Raw genomic sequence first — 21,788 nt, 5'->3', positions numbered from 1 at the left:
GTCGCTTGAGAGGCCACATGACCACTGAAAAAATCAATCTACTCGACTTTGATCGCCAAGGTATGCGTAAGTTCTTTGCTGATGAACTCGGCGAGAAGGCGTTCCGAGCAGATCAAGTCATGAAGTGGATCTACCATTTCGGTGTCGATAACTTCGACAACATGACCAACATTAATAAAAAGCTACGTGAAAAACTGCAACATCGTTGTGAGATAAAAGCACCGACAGTTGCTGAAGCACAGCACTCTTCAGACGGTACCATTAAATGGGCAATGAAGGTTGGTGATCAAGATGTTGAAACGGTATATATCCCAGAAGATGATCGAGCAACTCTATGTGTATCTTCTCAGGTTGGTTGTGCGCTTGAATGTAAGTTCTGCTCAACGGCTCAACAGGGCTTTAACCGTAATCTGAAAGTTTCTGAAATCATTGGCCAAGTATGGCGTGCTGCGCGTGAAGTTGGTTTGGAAAAAGAAACAGGTCGTCGTCCTATTACTAACGTAGTAATGATGGGGATGGGTGAACCACTGCTTAACATGAAGAATCTGATCCCTGCTTTGGAAATCATGTTGGACGATTTAGGCTTTGGCTTATCGAAACGTCGTGTAACGGTTTCGACATCTGGCGTTGTATCAGGTCTTGATCAAATGACGGGTAAGATTGACGTAGCATTGGCAATTTCTCTTCACGCACCAAATGACAAACTCCGTAGTGAAATCATGCCGATTAACGATCGTTGGGATATTCAAGATTTCTTAGCTTCAGTGCGTCGTTACATCGCGTCATCTAATGCGAACCGCGGTAAAGTGACGGTAGAGTACGTACTTCTTGACCATGTAAACGATGATATGGACCACGCACGTGAACTTGCAGAGCTAATGAAAGATACGCCTTGTAAGATTAACTTGATTCCATTTAACCCGTATCCAGGTTCTCCATACAAGAAGCCAAGTAACTCACGTATTGACCGCTTCCAGAAAACACTAATGCAATACGAACATACTGTGACAATTCGTAAGACTCGTGGTGATGATATCGACGCTGCATGTGGTCAATTAGTCGGTGATGTTATCGACCGTACTAAACGAACTGCTCTGATCAAAGCCGCAAAAGGTGAAGCGATCGAAGTAAAAGCCGTGTAATACTTAAGTCTAAAGTTGTAAAGCCAGAGCCTTGCTCTGGCTTTTTTGTTACACCAATACACAGATCTTCTGTCAAATTAAGGAAAAACCTTGAGCTGACTGTAAATTATGCACATCTCTTGTGTTGTTTCATCCTTGATATCTATTAGAATTGAAAGTTAACACTCTAAAGAGTCATCTTTGAAATTTTGTGGAGTGTTGTTTGATTTGGAGTACAACGTCCAAGCGAATAATCATTGAGTCGGGATTTGGCGTCACTACCAATAAATAATAATCAAAGTGATGGAAACCGTACTCATTCAGTCAAGAGAATTATTACGACTATGACAGCTGAAAAAGACATGACAGCATCAGAGCAGACATTGTCTGCGGTAGAAGCAGGAACTCTGCTTAAACAGAAACGAGAACAACTAGGACTTAGCCAAAAGCAAATCGCTGATCGCCTCAGATTGCGTGTTTCAATCATTGAAAGTATCGAAAACAATCAATTTTCTTCCGATCTGGTGGCTACCTTTACTAAAGGGTACCTGCGCTCTTACGCAAAAGCGGTTGGAATCGATGAAGCGGAAGTACTTGCTGCGTACGAATGCTCAGAAAGTGCTGAAGTAGAAGAGCAGCCAATGCAGAGCTTTTCCCGTCAAACGAAACGCGAGAGGCACGATAGCCGTATCATGACGATTACATGGGGGATCTTAATCGTTATTATCGGTATCTCATCGGTTTGGTGGTGGCAGAATCAAGAAACAACAATTGTTGATTTAACTGAAGCCACTGAACAAGAGTTAGAACTTGAGCAACAACTTGAAAATGCTCAGATGGCGGAGCTTCCTGCTGTAATTGCTCCTGAATTGGATGAAAGCAACGCGGTTGAAGCTGTTGAAGAGTTGCCCGTTTCTGAGAATGAGCAAGAGCCGAGTGTAGAAGCAATCCAAGAGCCGTCACCTGAAATGACGTCAGATAGTGAAGTTGTAACATCCGTTGAAGTCGAAGAGAGTCAGCCGGTTGCAGAAGTTAAGCCTGCGGTAGCCGCCAACTTACTGACAATGACGTTTGAAGGCGACTGCTGGATTCAAGTGAAAGATAAGTCTGGCCAGACAGTTTCTACTGGCGTTAAAAAAGCAGGACAAACGTTAGAATTAACGGGTGAACTACCATATAAAGTGGTTTTAGGCGCTCCTGAAAACGTTTCAATGACATTAGCAAGTGAACCTGTCGACCTTTCTGGGTATACTTCAGGCAAAGTAGCAAGATTCACCTTACCTTAGAAATTACTATGCAATACGAATCTCCGATCAAACGTCGCCCATCGACTCGTATCTATGTGGGCGATGTGCCTATTGGTGACGGCGCACCGATTGCGGTGCAGTCTATGACAAATACTCGAACAACAGATGTGGAAGCAACTGTTGCTCAAATTCGCGCATTGGAAAATGTCGGTGCAGATATCGTTCGCGTGTCTGTTCCTACAATGGATGCAGCAGAAGCGTTCAAGCAGATCAAACAGCAAGTAAACATCCCATTGGTCGCGGATATTCACTTTGACTACCGAATCGCGCTTAAAGTGGCGGAATACGGCGTAGACTGTTTACGTATCAACCCGGGTAATATCGGTAACGAAGACAGAATTCGTTCTGTAGTGGATTGTGCACGTGACAAGAACATTCCAATTCGTATCGGTGTTAACGGTGGCTCTCTGGAGAAAGATATCCAGATGAAATATGGTGAGCCAACGCCGGAAGCTTTGGTTGAATCGGCGATGCGCCACGTTGATATTTTAGACCGCCTTAACTTTGACCAGTTTAAAGTGAGTGTTAAAGCGTCAGACGTATTCCTTGCGGTTGATTCATACCGCTTGCTGGCCAAGAAAATCGATCAGCCACTTCACTTAGGTATTACCGAAGCAGGTGGGGCTCGTGCAGGCGCTGTTAAATCATCGGTAGGCTTAGGTATGCTGCTTGCTGAAGGTATCGGTGATACGTTGCGTATATCACTAGCAGCGAATCCGGTGGAAGAGATCAAAGTTGGTTTTGATATTCTAAAATCACTGCGCATTCGCTCTCGCGGCATAAACTTTATCGCTTGTCCGAGCTGCTCTCGTCAAGAATTTGATGTTATCGGTACCGTTAACGCGCTAGAAGAGCGTCTAGAAGACATCATTACTCCGATGGACGTATCCATTATCGGTTGTGTCGTAAATGGTCCGGGTGAGGCAGAAGTTTCTCATTTAGGCCTTGCGGGCAGTAACAAAAAGAGCGCTTTCTACGAAGATGGCAAGCGCCAAAAAGAGCGTTTTGACAACAATGATCTCGTGAATCAACTTGAAGCGAAGATCCGAGCGAAGGCTTCAACGCTGGATGAAGCGAATCGCATCGATATTAAAGTACAAGATTAATCTCAACGTAATTCGTTACGTTAACCTATTTACGGTAAGAAACTGTGGCAAAGAAAATCCAAGCAATTCGAGGCATGAACGATTGCCTTCCAACTCAATCACCACTGTGGCAAAAACTTGAAAACACAGTGAAGAACGTAGTTAGCGCATACGGTTACAACGAAGTGCGCATGCCAATCGTTGAGATGACTCATTTATTCAGTCGTGCTATCGGTGAAGTGACCGACGTGGTTGAAAAAGAAATGTACACCTTTGAAGACCGTAACGGTGATAGCCTAACGCTACGCCCTGAAGGTACAGCCGGTTGTGTACGTTCTTGTATTGAAAACAGTCTTATCAACCGTGACGAGCAGCGTCTGTGGTACATGGGTCCAATGTTCCGTCACGAGCGTCCACAAAAAGGTCGTTACCGCCAATTCCACCAATGTGGTGTGGAAGTGTTTGGTCTAGATGGCCCAGATGTTGATGCAGAACTTATTATGATGACAGCACGTCTATGGCGTGAGCTAGGCATCGATAAGCACGTTCGTCTAGAGCTTAACTCTATCGGTTCTCTTGAGGATCGCGCGAACTACCGTACTGCACTGATCGCATTCTTAGAGCAACACATTGATGTTTTAGATGACGACTGTAAGCGTCGTATGCACACTAACCCACTGCGTGTACTGGACACTAAGAACCCAGATGTTCAAGCCATCCTTGGCGATGCGCCACGTCTGTCTGACTACCTAGGCGAAGAGTCGAAAGAACATTTTGCTGGTCTTTGTGAACTTCTTGAGGCTGCAGGTATCGAATACACAGTTAACGAGCGTTTAGTTCGTGGTTTGGATTACTACAATCGTACTGTATTCGAATGGATCACGGAAAGCCTAGGTGCTCAAGGTACCGTATGTGGCGGTGGTCGTTACGATGGTCTAGTTGAACAGCTAGGTGGCAAAGCAACGCCAGCAGTTGGCTTCGCGATGGGTCTAGAGCGTCTAGTGCTTATGCTAGAAACGCTTGAGCTCACAGAAGTTCGTCGCAGTGTAGATGTGTATATGGTGACGGCGGGTGAAGGCACAATGCTAGCAGGCATGAAGCTTGCTGAAACATTACGTGAGCAAGTTCCTGGACTACGTGTAATGAGCCACTTTGGCGGCGGTAGCTTTAAGAAGCAGTTTAAACGTGCTGATAAAGTAGGCGCTGCAGTAGCTCTCGTTCTCGGCGAGAACGAAGTCGCAGATAACACTGTGGTACTTAAAGATCTGATTGGCGGTACACAAGATACTATGAGCCAAGCAGACGTTATCGCTAAACTGGCTGAACTAGTTTAATTTTATGATTTTTGAGTGGCAGTTATGAAGGCTGCCACTTTTGATGTAAGAGGACAGGAAGTGGAACTCTACGATTCTGAAGAACAACAAGTAGAAGCAATCAAAGATTGGTGGAAAGAGAACGGTAAAGCGGTCATTTTTGGCGCTGTCCTTGGCCTTGGTGGCCTATTCGGTTGGCGTTACTACCAAGACTCTGTAACAGCGGCTCAAGAAGCAGCATCGGAAAGCTACACGCAAGCGGTTCAAGAGCTTGCGGCGAAAGGTGCAGCAGGTGAAGCGGCTGTTCAAGGCTTTATTGATGCTAATAAAGACACACAATATGCAGTGTTAGCAGCTCTTCAGTTGGCGAAAGTGCAAGTTGAAGCAAGCAATTTAGATGAAGCACTAGCTCAGCTTGAGTGGGCGAAAACGGCGACTAAAGATGAAGCAGTCTTGGCTGTAATCAACTACCGTTTGGCGCGATTAAAAGCAGAGCAAGGTGATTTTGATGCGGCGCTGAGTGATCTTGCAGCAATTGCAGATGAGAGTTGGGCTGGTCGTGTTGCTGAACAGAAAGGTGATATCCTGCTACGTAAGGGTGACACTCAAGCGGCGTACGCAGCTTATACTGAAGCACAGCAGTCAGGTGATGCAAGCCAAACACTGCAAATGAAGTTGGATGACTTAGCCAAGTAAGGGCGACAAGCATGAAGGAAATGCTGAAAAAAGCACTTGCTGTTGCCGTATTAACTGGCGTACTAGCAGGTTGTGCAAGTGAAGAAGATACCATTGTCATGGCGCCTGTTCCTCAGGTTGATAGTGAGTTTACTCCCGATAGCCTTTGGAGTAACTCAATTGGTAATGGTGTTGACTCTTACTACTCTAAGCTTTCGCCAGAGTACGCTTACGATAAAGTATTTGTCGCGAGCCGTGATGGCAAAGTGAAAGCATTAGACCCTGAAACGGGTAAGACGCTTTGGGAACAAACCATAGAAGTCGATGATGTTTCACCGCGTTTGTCTGGTGGGCTCACGGCTGGATACAGCCAACTGTTTATCGGTAGTGAAAATGGTGAGGTGATCGCACTTGATGAAGAAACGGGTGAACTCAATTGGCGTGTAGAAGTTGACGGCGAAGTACTTGCTGCACCGGCAACAGACAGCAACTTAGTGATTGTACATACCAATAAAGGTACAGTACTCGCGCTTGACCAAAACGATGGTATTCAAAAGTGGGCTATCAGCACGGAAGTGCCAAACCTCACCTTACGTGGCAACAGTGCTCCAGTTACCGTATCTGGCGGTGTATTCTGGGGGACGGCAAATGGTCGTCTTGCTGCCGCGATTGCAGAGCGTGGTCAGCTAATTTGGCAACAACCAATTGGCCTTCCTCAAGGTGCGACTGAAATTGATCGACTTGTTGATGTTGATGCGACACCGCTTGTTCTAGGTAGCACGCTTTACATCATTGGTTACAACGGTCAGTTGACTGCGATTGACTTACGTACAGGTAAACCTGCTTGGAAACGTAACTATTCGTCAGCAACAGATATTGCTAGTGATGGCAGCCGTTTGTTCGTTGTAACAGATAAAGATCATCTGGCTGCATTTGATGCTCGAAGCGGCACTGAGCTATGGAAAAACGAGCGTTTAGAACATCGCTTGTTAACAGCGCCGACGGTTATCAACGGTTATGTAGTTGTTGGTGACACTGAAGGCTACCTTTACTGGGTTGATCGCAATAGTGGCGAGTTCGTTGCTAAACAGCAAGTTGATAGTAGCGGCTTTGCTGTTCCACCAGTGGTTATTCCTGGCGGCTACGTGCTAACGACACGCGATGGCAATGTAAAGAAACTGACGATCAACGAGTAATCGTGTGATATAATTCACATTCGGCTCCTAGCTGGTAACAGTTGGGAGCCGTTTGTTTGTTTTGAAAACAAGAAGTTATGTGTGGTTATAGGTAAATCGCTATGGGAATGAAATTAGGCGAATTGTTACCTATAACTACATAAAGAAAAGTATATTGTAGAGGTTGTTATGGTACCTGTTGTTGCTCTAGTAGGGCGTCCAAACGTTGGTAAATCAACGTTGTTTAACCGACTGACTCGCACTCGTGACGCTTTGGTTGCGGACTTCCCTGGCTTAACTCGTGACCGTAAATATGGCCAAGCGAAGCTTGGTGAACACGAATTTATCGTTATCGATACTGGCGGTATTGATGGTACGGAAGAAGGCGTAGAAACCAAAATGGCAGAGCAGTCGCTCGCAGCGATCGATGAAGCTGACGTTGTGCTATTTATGGTTGATGGCCGCGCGGGCTTAACGGCAGCAGATGAAGCGATTGCCAAGCACCTGCGTAAACTTGAAAAACCATCAATGTTAGTCGTGAACAAAGTTGATGGTATCGATGCAGATGCAGCAAGTGCAGAGTTCTGGCAACTTGGTGTAGAGAACATGTACCAAATTGCAGCAGCTCACGGCCGTGGTGTGACTGCATTGATCGATCTTGCATTGAATCCGTTTGCTGAAAAGCTATTGGATGAGAGCAAAGGTGAACTAGAAGATCTGACTGAGTTTGAAGACGAGGAAGAGAAGCTAGATTACAGCGAAGAAGAAGCTGAAGAAGAGTTTACTCGCCTGCAGGATCAACCAATCAAGCTTGCAATCATTGGTCGTCCAAACGTAGGCAAATCGACACTTACTAACCGTATTCTTGGCGAAGAGCGAGTGGTTGTCTACGACATGCCAGGCACAACGCGTGATTCTATCTATATTCCGATGGAACGTGATGGTCGTGAATACGTACTGATCGATACAGCAGGTGTTCGTCGCCGTACTCGTATCAATGAAACAGTAGAGAAGTTCTCGGTTGTTAAAACGCTTAAAGCGGTAGAAGATGCGAACGTCGTGCTTCTTGTTATCGATGCTCGTGAAAACATCTCAGACCAAGATCTAAGCTTGCTTGGTTTTGCTCTTAATGCTGGCCGCTCAATTGTTATCGCAGTAAACAAGTGGGATGGTTTGGATATGGACGTGAAAGAGCACGTGAAAAAAGAGCTAGACCGCCGTTTAGGTTTCGTTGACTTTGCACGCATTCACTTTATCTCGGCATTGCACGGTACAGGTGTTGGCCATCTATTTGAATCAGTACAAGAAGCGTACAAGTCGGCGACGACGCGTGTTGGTACATCTGTCCTGACTCGTATCATGAAGATGGCAACAGAAGATCACCAGCCGCCAATGGTTCGTGGTCGTCGTGTTAAGCTGAAATATGCGCACGCTGGTGGTTACAACCCACCGATTGTTGTTATTCATGGTAACCAGGTAAATGATTTGCCTGATTCGTACAAACGTTATCTGATGAACTACTTCCGTAAGTCATTAGAGATCATGGGCACGCCAATTCGTATCATCTTCCAAAACAGCGATAACCCGTTTGAAGGCAAGTCGAATAAGATGACACTCTCTCAAGAGCGCAAACGCAAGCGCCTAATGAGTGTGATGAAGAATCGTAAGAAGTAACTCTAGCGGATAATTTCTAGAGATTTTATATATTGTAAAAGCGCCGTTGTTCTCCAGTGGCGCTTTTTTGTATTTATAGGTTAAGACATGCAAGTTACTCCAACCATAACCCAATTTTGCCACAACCTCTGGCAGCTTAACGCAAAGGTTCAACTGCTCAAGCAAGAGGGAGACCTGCTCTACGTGGTGACTGATAAAACTCCATTTCACCCAGTGAGCCATATTTGGCCAGATCATCCTGCCGATCGCGGTCAACTTAATGGTTGTCCAGTCGTTGATTGCCAAGTTGGGGCGGTAGAACTAGCGTCAAATGAGCTGTATGTCGGTAAAGCCATCCCAGTGAAGCGTAATGAAGCTGGCTGGGCGTTTGTGGTCGTCCACTGCTTAAACAAAGGCGCATTGGAGCTATCTGTTGGTGAAAACGTTGAGCTTAACGTCGATAAGCATTACCAAGATGCGTTGAGCCGAGGTCACAGTGCGGGGCATATTGCCTATTTGGCACTCAACAAGGTATTGGTAGAAGGGCAGTATTGGCGTAAAGATGCTGACCGTAAAGATCCACATGGTAATTATGACTTTAACAGTTATGCGCAAGAGAGCAGTTTCGTTACCGAAGATAAGTGTTTAGATACCTACCGTTTAGGGAAAACCTTGCGTAAACGCGGGCTAAATAGCGGTGATATGCTTGCAGACCTGAAATCGATTGAGTCTAACGTAAACAAGCAAATTTGTGAGTGGTTGCAAATGGGCTCGGCTATTGAGATTGATTGCCAAGGTGAAGCGCTAACCGATTCTCGATACTGGCAATGCGATCTCGGGGAAGCGAGTATTGCTCAGATCCCATGTGGAGGCACACATGCGGATTCACTCAGTGAATTTGAGCAAATAGTGGTGAGTTTAACGGCGCTGGATGAGCAGAACATTGAGATGAATACCCGAGTGGTAGCAAAGCAATAGTCATTAGGTGTTGAACAAGCCCGCTGTTATAGCGGGCTTTTTTATTGTCATCACATACCGAGTAATTTCCACCAAGCAACACCGATAAAGAAGAATGCCTGAATGTTTATCAACGACATAGTGGTCGAAAAACAGGAATATGTAACTTAATAATCTCGAAAGAGATCTTTTTATTAAATTCTAATAATGGTGTTATTTTTGGTGTATTTGGGTTTTTGTTCTGATATAAATCCAAATGCAGCACATGTAACTTATGCTTTCGGTATGTGGTGATATAAATATTCTTAACGGGGCAGATCGCTGATCAAAATGGATTTTGCCGATGATCTTATATCGATCTTAGAAAGGAGATAAGGTAATGAGCAAGATCATAGTATGGTTTGAATAAGTCACTAAAGTGAAGAGTATAAAAACACGAGTAGGTTTACTGATGAACGAAAATAATTGTCCAAGTTGTGAACAAGAGCTGGAGTGGCAAGGTCAGTATCATTGCAATCAGTGCGACGTAGATTTTAAAAAAGTGGGCTTTTGCCCTGAATGCCATGCAGAGCTAGAAAAGTTGCAAGCGTGTGGAGCAGCCAACTACTTCTGTAATAGTTGCAACGAACTTAAATCAAAGTCACGCATTCGATTTGAGTTTCTTAAAGTCGGCGAATAACTCTACTTCTAGTAATGGGCTACTGAACGGTAGAACGGATTTCGCCATCAGATAAGCGGGTGACCAAAGTGTCGCCCGTTTGCATTTCTGATGATTGGGTAATCACCTTACCTGATTCATTTTGGGTAATAGAGTAACCACGTTTTAGAGTTGCCAATGGGCTTACCGTATCGAGTTTCTCTGCGGCTAAAGCCAGTTGATGGCGAGTATTTAGCAGCTTTCTATCCATTGCATCCAGCAGTTTCTGCTCTAGTCGTTGTAGTGAAGACTTCTGCTCATTGAGCCTTTTGATTGGTGAATGTAACTGGATCTTGTATTGCTGGCGTTCAATTTTTTGTAGGCGAGCCGATAAATAACGCTCCATACCCCGTTGGAGACGTATGTCAAGATCATCAAGTTGCTGGCTTTGACGCTGAAGCTGATGGCGAGGATGCTGCCTTTCCAAACGATGCGTTAAACTTGAGCTCTGCTGTTTTTGCTCTGCGAGATAGTAGCGTATTGCACTTTGCAATTTATGTAGGCGAGATACCAGCGCTTGATCTTTGTGGCTGTTATCTCTGCTAACCAGCTCAGCGGCCGCAGAAGGAGTCGGTGCACGCATGTCTGCGACGAAATCAGCGATAGTTACATCCACTTCATGGCCAACTGCACTGATAATCGGGATCTGACTTGCTGCAATGGTTCTCGCCAGTATCTCGTTGTTAAAGCACCATAAGTCTTCCAACGAACCGCCACCACGGCCAACGATCAATACATCACACTCATTGCGGCTGTTAGCGCAGCCAATCGCTTGAGCAATCTGGATTGCAGCTTCTTCACCCTGAACCATAGTTGGATAAACCACTACTGGTAACGAAGGGTCACGGCGTTTCAATACGTCTAAAATGTCGTAAAGCGCTGCGCCTGTTTTTGAGGTGATCACGCCAACTCGTTTTGGGTGCTCAGGTAATGGTTGCTTATTAGTTTGAGCAAACAAGCCTTCACCGGCCAGCTTCATCTTTAACTCATCAAATTGCTGCTGAAGTCGGCCGTCACCTTCTGGCTGCATGCTTTCGATGATCAATTGGTAATCGCCGCGTGGCTCATAAAGAGATAAGCGAGCTTTAACCAGTACTTGATTACCGTTTTGTGGCTTGAAGGTTACACGGCGATTGTTACCGCGGAACATGGCACATTTAACTTGAGCACGAGAGTCTTTAAGAGTGAGGTACCAGTGACCAGAAACAGGAGAAGAGAAGTTTGAGATCTCACCGACTAACCAAACAATACCCATTTCATTTTCGAGTAACAGGCGCACTTCAGCATTAAGACGAGAAACAGTGAAGATGTTTTGATTGGTCAGAGATGACACAGCTAATCTCGCGGACGTGAATATGGAAATTAGCGGCAATATAATACATATCAAGGGGGTAAATGCAAGAAAAAAATTAAAAAATTTGTGGTCAAGCGATTACGTAGGCCGTATAATCCGTCCGCAATATCTAATCCAAATGTAGTCAAGTTAACAAAACTGACTGCCCTCATTATGCGAAACGATGAGACCGGATTGTTCTTTTTACTCCTCTAATTGTGAGATATTGCAAATGCTAAGAATTGCCAAAGAAGCGCTGACATTCGATGACGTACTACTCGTGCCAGCTCACTCCACTGTTCTCCCAAACACAGCTGATCTTCGCACTCAGTTGACTAAAAACATTTCACTGAACATCCCTATGATTTCTGCGTCGATGGATACCGTGACGGAAGCTCGTCTGGCTATCGCACTCGCGCAAGAAGGTGGCATTGGCTTTATCCACAAGAACATGTCTATCGAGCAACAAGCTGAGATGGTTCGTCAGGTTAAAATCTACGAAGCAGGTGTGGTTTCTCACCCTGTAACAGTAAGCCCTGATGCAACAATCGCTGACGTTGTCGCTCTAACTGAGAAGCACGGCTTTGCTGGTTTCCCAGTTGTTACTGAAACAAACGAACTGGTTGGTATCATTACTGGTCGTGACGTTCGCTTCGTAACAGACTTGTCTAAGAAAGTAGACGTAGTGATGACGCCTAAGTCGCGTCTAGCTTCAGTTAAAGAAGGTGCAACACGTGAAGAAGTGCAAGAGAAAATGCACGAAGCACGCGTTGAGAAAGTACTGGTAGTGAACGATGAGTTCCAACTAACCGGTATGATCACAGCAAAAGATTTCCATAAAGCAGAACGTAAGCCAAACGCATGTAAAGATGAGCGCGGCAGTCTACGTGTTGGTGCCGCTGTTGGCGCTGGCGCTGGTAACGAAGAGCGCGTTGCTGCTCTTGTTGAAGCTGGTGTAGACGTTCTACTTATCGACTCTTCTCACGGTCACTCTGAAGGTGTCCTAAACCGTATCCGCGAAACTCGCGCAGCTTACCCAGATCTAGAGATCATTGGTGGTAACGTTGCAACGGGTGCAGGTGCTCGTGCACTTATCGAAGCTGGCGTAAGCGCAGTTAAAGTAGGTATCGGCCCTGGTTCTATCTGTACAACTCGTATCGTTACTGGTGTTGGTGTTCCTCAAGTAACAGCAATCGCAGACGCAGCAGAAGTTGCTAACGAATACGGTATCCCAGTTATCGCTGATGGCGGTATCCGTTTCTCTGGTGACATCTGTAAAGCAATCGTAGCTGGCGCATCTTGTGTGATGGTTGGTTCTATGTTCGCTGGTACTGAAGAAGCACCGGGTGAGGTTATCCTTTACAACGGTCGTTCTTACAAGTCTTACCGTGGTATGGGTTCTCTTGGCGCAATGTCTCAAGGTTCTTCTGACCGTTACTTCCAGTCTGACAACGCAGCAGACAAACTGGTACCAGAAGGTATCGAAGGTCGTATCGCATACAAAGGTCGCCTAAAAGAGATCGTTCACCAACAAATGGGTGGTCTACGTTCAAGCATGGGTCTAACAGGCTCTGCAACTATTGAAGATATGCGCACTAAAGCTGAATTTGTACGTATCTCAGGTGCAGGCATGAAAGAGTCTCACGTACATGACGTTCAAATAACCAAGGAAGCACCAAACTACCGTCTAGGTTAATTTTTACTGGTTATTTCGTTCGATAGCTGCATCGAAAGTGCTCATTTATACTTATAAACTGCACGCTTTCTCTTGGCTCTCAAACGAAATACCGTCGTAAAAATAAAACCTATACACTCAACGTAAACGTTTGCTTTTTTCCTTGAAGCATTAAGAAGAGGCGAGTACACTCGCCTCCGTTTTAATCACTTAGCTTATAAGACTGCTCAAAATGACTAAAAATATTCATGACCAACGTATTCTGATCTTGGACTTCGGTTCTCAGTACACTCAACTAGTAGCACGCCGCGTACGTGAAATCGGCGTTTACTGTGAACTTTGGAGCTGGGATGTTGAAGAAGCGGATATTCGTGAATTCAATCCAGACGGTATCATCCTATCTGGTGGCCCAGAAAGCGTAACGGAAGAAAACTCTCCACGTGCGCCTCAATATGTATTTGACTCAGGTGTTCCTGTTCTTGGTGTATGTTACGGCATGCAGACTATGGCAGAGCAGCTAGGTGGTAAAGTAGCAGGTTCTACTGAACGTGAATTTGGCTACGCACAAGTAAAAGTTTCTGGTGAATCTGCACTGTTTAAAGATCTTGAAGCAACTCAAGACGTATGGATGAGCCACGGTGACAAAGTAGTAGAAATTCCAGCAGACTTCGTGAAAGTTGGCGAGACAGACACATGTCCTTACGCTGCTATGGCGAACGAAGAGAAGAAATACTACGGCGTTCAGTTCCACCCTGAAGTGACTCACACTAAAGGTGGTCTACAAATGCTAGAGAACTTTGTTCTTGGCGTATGTGGTTGTGAGCGTCTTTGGACTTCTGAATCAATCATCGAAGATGCTGTTGCTCGTATTAAAGAGCAAGTAGGTGACGACGAAGTTATCCTAGGTCTATCTGGTGGTGTTGATTCATCGGTAGTAGCGATGCTGGTTCACCGCGCAATCGGCGACAAGCTAACATGTGTATTCGTTGATAACGGTCTGCTTCGCCTTAACGAAGGTCAGCAAGTAATGGATATGTTTGGCGACAAGTTCGGCCTAAACATCATTAAAGTTGATGCTGAAGATCGCTTCCTAAAAGCACTTGAAGGCAAATCGGATCCAGAAGAGAAGCGTAAGACAATCGGTCACGTATTCGTAGACGTATTTGATGAAGAGTCGAAGAAGCTGAAAAATGCGAAATGGCTAGCTCAAGGTACTATCTACCCAGACGTTATCGAATCAGCGGCATCTAAGACAGGCAAAGCACACGTAATCAAATCTCACCATAACGTTGGCGGTCTGCCAGACGATATGGAGATGGGCCTTGTTGAGCCACTGCGTGAGCTGTTTAAAGATGAAGTTCGTAAGATTGGCCTAGAGCTAGGTCTACCTTACAACATGCTTTACCGCCACCCATTCCCAGGTCCAGGTCTAGGTGTTCGTGTTCTTGGTGAAATCAAGAAAGAGTACTGTGACTTACTACGTCGTGCAGACGCTATCTTCATTGAAGAGCTACACGCTGCTGATCTTTACAACAAAGTATCTCAAGCGTTCACAGTATTCCTACCAGTACGCTCTGTAGGTGTAATGGGCGACGGTCGTAAGTACGATTGGGTTGTATCTCTACGTGCAGTTGAAACAATTGACTTCATGACGGCACATTGGGCACACCTACCGTACGATTTCTTAGGTAAGGTTTCTAACCGTATTATCAACGAAGTTGACGGCATTTCTCGTGTTGTTTACGACATTTCTGGTAAGCCGCCAGCGACAATTGAGTGGGAATAATTCTGCTAAAAATTGAACTCAATTAAGCACATATGAAGCCAGCCTTCGGGCTGGTTTTTTTGAACACATCTATCGCTTTTATAACGGCGCATATACCTTTATTACGTTGCTTTTCGTGTTGCCTCGCAAGTTGACTTTTGGCCTTATCTACCGCACGAAGTCCTAATCTATCCTCATACAACTTCGAAACAAAAGGAGTTGTATAATAATGAAACCCCTACATATTTTGGCGGCAGCAAGCGTACTGAGCATGAGCTCAACTGCATGGGCTGCTATGAACATTCAACCCGATCCAAATAATCCAACCGGTTATGTGGTCTCACGTGCTGATATTCAAGCTGTTGAGAATCAAAAAACAGCCGACCCCATGTATAAAATTTGGTCTCAGGCTTTACGTACAGCGCCAAACAGCGTGGTAGAGGCAATTGATTCTGGTCTTGCTAGCAATCCAGAAAACGTAAAGCGAGCAGAGCGCGTCTTTCCGCGTGCAGAGTGGGACTTTCTCACTCATATGGCGGCTCCGGAATACACCTATACCCGTTTCTTACGTGCAATAGGTAAGTTCCCTGCATTCTGTGCAGAATATACCGATGGCCGCGATTCTGATGCGATTTGTAAACGTTCCATCGTTACCGCATTTGCTCACTTTGCCCAAGAAACGGGTGGGCACATTGCTAAAGATAATATTTCAGACAACCCATTGGCCCTTGAAGAGTGGCAACAAGCGTTAGTACACGTGCGTGAAATGGGCTGGTCAGAAGGTCAGGAAGGTTACACAACAGGCTGTGGCCAAAACGATTGGCAAAACAAGAAATGGCCATGTGCGGCTGGGCAAGGCTATTTTGGTCGTGGCGCAAAACAGCTTTCTTACCACTTTAACTATGGCGCGTTCTCTGAGGTGATGTTTGACGGAGACGCGTCAGTATTGCTCAATAACCCGGGTTTGGTTGCAGACTCTTGGTTAAACCTAGCTTCTGCGGTTTGGTTCTTCCTTACACCACAAGCGCCTAAGCCAGCGATGCTGCATGTAATCGATAAAACTTGGTCGCCTTCTCAGCGCGAAATTGATGCAGGTATTGGTTATGGTTTTGGTACCACCATTAACATTATCAACGGCGGTATTGAGTGCGGTGAGCAAAACAAAAATAAAGGTCAACCAGTTAATCGCATTCGTTACTGGGAAGGCTTGTCTTCGCACTACCAAATCCCACTGGAAGCGGACGAGAAGAATACTTGTTGGCAACAAACTCCATATGGCAGCTTGAACCTAAATGGTGCTACCGATGTGTTATATACCAACTGGGACGGTAACTGGAAGTATTACGCTGATCGCCCTGGTGGTTACTCATTTGAGTGTGAGCTGGTGGGCTTCCAAACTGCATACTCAGCACTGGTCCCTGGTGATTACGAAAAATGTGTGACTAACTTCTACGGCTCTCATTCAAGTTGGCCTGAGGTGCGAGTAGTAGACAAACTTGACCCTGTTGATCCTGGCACAGGCCCTGGTACGGGAACGGACTGGGACGCGAATAAGGTTTACACCGGTGGCGAGCAAGTTACTTATAAAGGTGCAACGTATAAAGCTAAATGGTGGACTCAAGGCGATGACCCAAGCCTAGGCGGCCCATGGGAGTTGATCTCAGGTACACCGACTGAGCCAGTCCCTACGCCGGAGCCAACGCCAACCCCAGCCCCAACTCCAGATCCGGAACCAACGCCAGAGCCAACTCCCGTTCCTGATACCTTTATCCAATGGGAGCCAGGTGTGACGCAAGTAGCGAATGGAGACAAAGTGACTTATCTGGGTAAGTGCTTTATTGCTAAGAACGGTCCTGGAGTATGGGAGAGCCCAACACAATCTAATTGGTTCTGGGATGAGATTTCTTGTCAGTAAGTTATTCAGTTAGAAATCGAACACGATAAACATCAGCCTCAAGCATTGTCTTGGGGCTTTTTTTATTGCTGTATTGCGTAAAAATGTCACAAATTTAATGTGTTACAGATGTCTGGAATCAGTTGGGTTTATATAAAATGATTTGCGTAATCTTAGATTGCAAATTCAATGTTTATCTTTTCTGTTGAAGGGGATTAAACTTCGCGCGTAATTTTTATTAACTTTTTTGAAAGGTGCGCAAAATGTCAACAAAACTGGCAAACCCAGCTCCACTTGGCCTGATGGGTTTCGGTATGACGACCATCCTGCTAAACATCCACAATGCAGGCTTTTTCCCAATTGACTCAATGATTCTTGCAATGGGTATTTTTTATGGTGGTCTTAGCCAAGTTCTAGTTGGCATGATGTGCTTTAAGCGTGGTGATACATTTGGTACTACTGCATTTACTTCATACGGTCTTTTCTGGTTGACGCTGGTTGGTTTAATCGTAATGCCTTACATGGGCTTACCAGCAAGTCCAGCAAGCTTTATGGGTTGGTACCTACTACTATGGGGCGTTTTCACTGGCTTCATGTTTATTGGTTCGCTGTGCTATCCAGTAGCAAAACAGATCGTATTTGGTTCTTTGACCATCCTATTTTTCCTACTTGCTGCGCGCGACTTCACTGGTAGTGAACTTATTGGCACTATCGCGGGTTTTGAAGGTATCTTCTGTGGCGCGAGCGCAATTTACTTTGCGATGGCACAGGTACTAAATAATGAGTACGGTCGTACGATTCTACCTATCGGTGAAAAGAAAGCCGCTCAAGAAGTTGAATTAGAGCAGGTTGCTGCTTAACAGACGAATATTAAGTATGGGTGTTGGCCTGATAACATCGGTACTGAAATATATGGGAACAGTAAGAACAAAGGGGTTAGCCATCGGCTAACCCCTTTTTTTACCACTGCGTTTTCTTATTTAATTCATCGCTTAAGTTGAAGGTTGCTCTACAGGCTTAGTTTCAACTTCTGCAGAAGGTTCTTTACCTGTCTTGCGACGGTATTTATCTTCCCAGTAATCAGCACCTTTGATGCCTAGTTTTACTGGGTTAAAGGTAAACTCGGTTACACCTTTTTTCTGTTGTTCTTCATAATCGTGCAGAGCTTTTAGCGCTGGTTTTGACATAAAGAAGATGATCAAAATACCTACGATGTTTAGCCAAGCCATTAAGCCTACACCAACATCACCCATTGCCCATGCAAGGTTGGCGGTTTTCACTGTTCCGTAAAAGACCACAGCAATAAGTGCGACTTTTAACATGAACATCAAACCATTTACTTTGAATGTACGGCGGATGTAAGCAATGTTAGTTTCTGCGATGTAGTAGTAAGCCAGAATTGTTGTGAAAGCGAAGAAGAATAACGCAATCGCAATGAACGGCTTGCCGATGCCTGGTAGGGCACTTTCAATCGCCATCTGAGTAAATACTGGGCCGTTTGCTGCAATATCTGCGGCTACGTTTTGTACTAGGAAGCCTTCTGCTCCATGAACGTTGTATGCACCAGTGATGATGATCATGAACGCTGTCGCTGAACATACTAGTAGTGTATCGATGTAGATAGAGAACGACTGAACTAGACCTTGCTGAGCTGGGTGATCAACGCTTGCCGCTGCCGCTGCGTGAGGGCCAGTACCTTGGCCAGCTTCGTTTGAGTAAACACCACGTTTTACACCCCAACCGATAGCTGCACCAACACCCGCCATTGGCGTGAATGCATCACCGACAATCATTGCGAATACACGTGGTACTTCACCGATGTTAAGCAGGATGATGACAAATGCGGTAATGATGTAAGCGAGAGCCATGAAAGGAACGACGATCTGAGTGAAGTTCGCGATACGCTTTACACCACCAAAGATGATGAAGGCCAGGATGACTGAAATCAGTGTACCAGTGAAGATTTTAGCAAAACTGAATGTGCCGATAGCCGTTTCAATCATTTCGCCAGAACCAAATGCTGCTTCTACAGCATTACCAATACTGTTTGACTGGACGCCTGGAAGTAGGAAGCCACACGCGAAGATGGTCGCAATCGCGAAGATCCATGCGTACCACTTCTGTCCCATTGCTTTTTCGATGTAGTAAGCTGGACCACCACGGAACTCGCCGTTATCTTCTTCTTTGTAAATTTGCGCTAGAGTTGATTCTGCGTAAGCAGTTGCAGCACCAAAGAAAGCGACTACCCACATCCAAAATACTGCACCTGGTCCACCGAAACCGATAGCTGCAGCAACACCAGCGATGTTACCTGTACCTACACGGCCAGATAGTGATACCGCTAATGCTTGAAATGAAGAGATGCCTTTTGAAGAACTTTTTCCTGATAGAAGTAAGCGCCACATTTCCCCAAAGTGACGAACTTGTACAAAACGAGTCATGATCGAGTAGAACAAACCAGCGCCTAGACATAAATAAATCAGTACCGGGCTCCAGATGATTCCATTCAAAAAATCAACAAGTGACTGCATAAGTATTTCCCTGTTCTTAGTTGTAATGGTTGTTTTCTGAGCAGGATATTACCCTTTCTGTAATGGGTTTGTTAATAAATTTATTCTTTAAAGTTAATTAGCGTGAGCTTAGGCACAAAATGCTAAAAAAATGTTAATAAGTGAATTTAATGGTCAATATTGGCTGGTTAATTAGAGTTTGTAGATAAAAATGCACTAAAAGCCGACAATGTGTTCATTGTCGACTAATGGCTTTGTGTTGATGATATATTCTGTATATCTATTGTTTAATAGTAATAGACTCTACTATAGGTATCGTTCGTAGCTTAACTCCAGATAGCGAGCTTCTTCCCCCATCATTATTTGGGTCAAGATCTCCGCTGAACCGCACGCCATCGTCCAGCCAAGGGTCCCATGACCAGTATTGGTATACAGGTTTGAAATGGGGGTTCTTCCTATAATCGGTGTTCCATCCGGAGTCATGGGTCTAAAACCTGTCCAATACTCTGCTTGTGATAAGTCGGTTCCGTTTGGAAATAGATTCGAGACAACATGGTTGAGTGTGGCGAGTCGCTTGTCAGGTAGAGAGGGATCAAAGCCCGCAAGTTCTGCAGTGCCTGCGACTCGAATTCGTTGATCAAAACGAGTGAGTGCGACCTTAAACGTCTCATCCATGACTGTGGATTGAGGTGCGCTCAACTCATTGATAACCGGCAAGGTTAATGAGTAGCCCTTCACCGGATAAACGGGGATATCGATGCCAACGGATTCAAGTAAAGCCTTCGAATAACTGCCAAGAGCGACCACAAAGCGGTCAGCGACGATATCACCCTCGCTCGTTTCTACTGCTGCTATATTATTGCTCGTTTGAACCAAGCGTTTTATTTCTGTGTTGTACAGGAACTTAACGCCAGCATCTTGCGCCATTTTCTGTAACTGCTGGCAAAATAGATAGCAATCGCCCGTTTCGTCATCTGGCAGATACAGGCCTCCAACTAAATTCCCTTGCATTTGGCTGAGCCCTGGCTCTTGCTTCAAGCACTCTTTGGTATCGAACAATTGATAGCGTGTCCCGCTTTCTTCAAGCAAAGTGATATCTTTTTCGATTGCCTTCAGCTGCGATGGGGAACGAAATATCTGGAGCGTTCCTTGTGTGCGCCCCTGATAATTCATTGAATATCGATTATTTAACTCAGCTAAACACTCTCTGCTTCGATTTGCGATGGTTAGCATACGAGCTTTGTTGATTCGGTATCGATCCAGCTGACAGTTAAGTAACATTTTACTTGCCCAACTCATGAGATCAGGGCTGAGTGATGGTTTAATTTTTAGTGGAGCATGCTCTTCAAATAACCACTTTATCGCTTTAGCTGGTATACCAGGTGCGGCCCAAGGAGAAGAGTAGCCATAGGAAATTTGCCCCGCGTTAGCGAAGCTTGTTTCCTCTGCCGCTCTTGGCTGGCGGTCCACGACAGTCACCTCATAACCAGACTGAGACAAATACCAAGCGCTCGTAAGCCCGATCACACCACTACCTAAAACAACGACTTTCACCACACGCTCCACAAAATAGATTTTCGCTAAGAGTGTTTGATTTACATCTGCTTAACAATCGATAAGAATTAATATCACTGTTTAGTAAATCTAAAAGCTTATGAAGTCAGCATTACTGCATGGCGTTAATCTTGTTTGTATTGTCGCCCGCCATACCAGCTTAACCAGCGCCTCACGTGAACTTAATTTGACGACAGGAGCGGTGAGTCAGCAATTACAAGCTATTGAAGATAGGCTGGGTTTTAGCGTTTTTGAACGTCACGCTCGTGGAATTCGTTTAACCGATCAAGGTCGTAAGCTGGTGGAGGCGGTCTCTCATCATCTCTCTGCGATAGAAGAGAACGTTTATCAGCTTACTCGAGTGTCTGATAGCCAACAGATCCGTTTAAAACTCACGCCATCATTGGCTTTTAAGTGGCTGGTGCCAAGGTTAGAGGATTTTCAAAAACAGTATCCGGAAATCCAAATTCATACTTTTGCAGAGGGGGCGTTAGTTGACAGTGATAACCGCAATTTTGACGTCGCTATCGATTATGGCCCTATCCCTTACAAATCTGCGGATGCCGAACTGTTGATGGAAGAGAGCTTATTGCCTGTTATGAGCCCCAGTTACTTAGCAAAATATGCGTGTTTAGTCGATCAGCCAGAAAGTTGGAAGGATGTGACCTTGCTGCATGATGCGATGCCCTGGCAAGGAGCACCGAAAGATTATGAGTGGTTGTATTGGGCGTCACACAATCAACTCGACTTTGAGACCAATCAAGGACATTTTTTTAATCGAACTGATATGGCGATGTCTGCCGCTGAAGCTGGTGTCGGCGTTGCCTTGGCACGGATGGCGCTGCTAGGTGAAGAGCTTGAGCAAAATCGGCTTGTTGCCCCCTTACCTGCGATTAAAGCCAACGCAGGCTACTTTATGATTACCCATGTTGATAACCCACCAACGAGATTATTCAAGCAGTGGCTGAGAGAGCAAAGCACTACTGATAAAAAACTAAAATAGTCTCACATCCCCATATGCACCCACTACACTTAAGAATAACGAGCTCAACATAACGGCTCGTATATTCTGGG

Annotated in this window: 17 protein-coding genes; 14 read left to right on the top strand and 3 right to left on the bottom strand. The window is 45.2% G+C overall.

The annotated features are described in order from the left end of the window. The first annotated feature begins 17 nt into the window (after nt 1–17). The 9 genes from rlmN (at nt 18) to AC4MRV_RS12565 (ending at nt 9,965) form a co-directional block, all read left to right on the top strand. Entirely contained in the window at nt 18–1,142 is a 1,125-nt protein-coding gene (gene rlmN, locus AC4MRV_RS12605; protein WP_491187683.1) for a dual-specificity RNA methyltransferase RlmN, read from the top strand. 323 nt (nt 1,143–1,465) lie between these two features. Next, entirely contained in the window at nt 1,466–2,407 is a 942-nt protein-coding gene (gene rodZ, locus AC4MRV_RS12600; protein ID WP_491187679.1) for a cytoskeleton protein RodZ, read from the top strand. A gap of 8 nt (nt 2,408–2,415) precedes the next feature. After that, entirely contained in the window at nt 2,416–3,534 is a 1,119-nt protein-coding gene (gene ispG / locus AC4MRV_RS12595; protein ID WP_491187678.1) for a flavodoxin-dependent (E)-4-hydroxy-3-methylbut-2-enyl-diphosphate synthase, read from the top strand. A 44-nt stretch (nt 3,535–3,578) separates the two neighbouring features. After that, nucleotides 3,579–4,847, top strand: coding sequence for a histidine--tRNA ligase (gene hisS / locus AC4MRV_RS12590; protein WP_491187677.1), 1,269 nt, complete (start codon nt 3,579–3,581; stop codon nt 4,845–4,847). A 60-nt stretch (nt 4,848–4,907) separates the two neighbouring features. Further along, nucleotides 4,908–5,522, top strand: a complete 615-nt coding sequence (locus AC4MRV_RS12585; RefSeq protein ID WP_491187682.1) for a YfgM family protein — start codon at nt 4,908–4,910, stop codon at nt 5,520–5,522. Nucleotides 5,523–5,533: 11 nt separating this feature from the next. Next, on the top strand, nt 5,534–6,697 hold the full coding sequence (bamB, locus tag AC4MRV_RS12580) for an outer membrane protein assembly factor BamB (RefSeq protein WP_491187676.1): 1,164 nt from the start codon (nt 5,534–5,536) through the stop codon (nt 6,695–6,697). Between the two features lie 168 nt (nt 6,698–6,865). Then, the gene (der, locus tag AC4MRV_RS12575; protein WP_331398527.1) at nt 6,866–8,350 is read left to right on the top strand and encodes a ribosome biogenesis GTPase Der; all 1,485 of its coding nucleotides are present in this window, start codon (nt 6,866–6,868) and stop codon (nt 8,348–8,350) included. Nucleotides 8,351–8,437: 87 nt separating this feature from the next. After that, complete coding sequence (locus AC4MRV_RS12570; RefSeq protein ID WP_491187675.1) at nt 8,438–9,307, top strand: alanyl-tRNA editing protein; 870 nt, start codon at nt 8,438–8,440, stop codon at nt 9,305–9,307. Between the two features lie 430 nt (nt 9,308–9,737). Next, entirely contained in the window at nt 9,738–9,965 is a 228-nt protein-coding gene (locus AC4MRV_RS12565) for a zinc ribbon domain-containing protein (RefSeq protein ID WP_491187674.1), read from the top strand. A 19-nt stretch (nt 9,966–9,984) separates the two neighbouring features. Here the strand turns inward: AC4MRV_RS12565 and xseA are convergent, their stop codons facing one another. After that, nucleotides 9,985–11,316 carry an exodeoxyribonuclease VII large subunit gene (xseA, locus tag AC4MRV_RS12560; RefSeq protein ID WP_491187673.1) on the bottom strand — a complete coding sequence of 444 codons (1,332 nt, stop codon included), beginning with the start codon at nt 11,314–11,316 and terminating at the stop codon, nt 9,985–9,987. A gap of 232 nt (nt 11,317–11,548) precedes the next feature. Between xseA and guaB the strand changes: the two genes are divergently transcribed. The 4 genes from guaB to AC4MRV_RS12540 all read left to right on the top strand — a co-directional run bounded on the left by guaB (nt 11,549) and on the right by AC4MRV_RS12540 (nt 17,510). Next, a complete protein-coding gene (gene guaB / locus AC4MRV_RS12555; RefSeq protein WP_491187672.1) occupies nt 11,549–13,012 on the top strand; it encodes an IMP dehydrogenase in 1,464 nt (487 codons plus the stop codon). 211 nt (nt 13,013–13,223) lie between these two features. Then, the gene (gene guaA / locus AC4MRV_RS12550) at nt 13,224–14,777 is read left to right on the top strand and encodes a glutamine-hydrolyzing GMP synthase (RefSeq protein WP_134835710.1); all 1,554 of its coding nucleotides are present in this window, start codon (nt 13,224–13,226) and stop codon (nt 14,775–14,777) included. A gap of 208 nt (nt 14,778–14,985) precedes the next feature. After that, nucleotides 14,986–16,671 (top strand): chitinase, encoded by a 1,686-nt coding sequence (locus tag AC4MRV_RS12545; RefSeq protein ID WP_491187671.1) that lies wholly within the window; start codon nt 14,986–14,988, stop codon nt 16,669–16,671. Between the two features lie 242 nt (nt 16,672–16,913). Further along, nucleotides 16,914–17,510: an acetate uptake transporter gene (locus AC4MRV_RS12540; protein WP_491187670.1), complete on the top strand. Its 597-nt coding sequence runs from the start codon at nt 16,914–16,916 to the stop codon at nt 17,508–17,510. A 132-nt stretch (nt 17,511–17,642) separates the two neighbouring features. Here AC4MRV_RS12540 and AC4MRV_RS12535 read toward each other — a convergent pair whose 3' ends face one another. Both AC4MRV_RS12535 and AC4MRV_RS12530 read right to left on the bottom strand, forming a co-directional pair. Then, on the bottom strand, nt 17,643–19,181 hold the full coding sequence (locus AC4MRV_RS12535; protein WP_491187669.1) for an alanine/glycine:cation symporter family protein: 1,539 nt from the start codon (nt 19,179–19,181) through the stop codon (nt 17,643–17,645). Between the two features lie 285 nt (nt 19,182–19,466). Beyond that, nucleotides 19,467–20,714 carry a D-amino acid dehydrogenase gene (locus AC4MRV_RS12530; protein ID WP_491187668.1) on the bottom strand — a complete coding sequence of 416 codons (1,248 nt, stop codon included), beginning with the start codon at nt 20,712–20,714 and terminating at the stop codon, nt 19,467–19,469. A gap of 100 nt (nt 20,715–20,814) precedes the next feature. Here AC4MRV_RS12530 and AC4MRV_RS12525 point away from each other — a divergent pair, with 100 nt between their 5' ends. Further along, nucleotides 20,815–21,717, top strand: coding sequence for a LysR substrate-binding domain-containing protein (locus AC4MRV_RS12525; protein WP_491187667.1), 903 nt, complete (start codon nt 20,815–20,817; stop codon nt 21,715–21,717). The last annotated feature ends 71 nt before the right edge of the window (nt 21,718–21,788 follow it).

Source organism: Vibrio sp., assembly GCF_984391705.1.
This window is presented reverse-complemented; position numbering and strand designations above follow the sequence as displayed.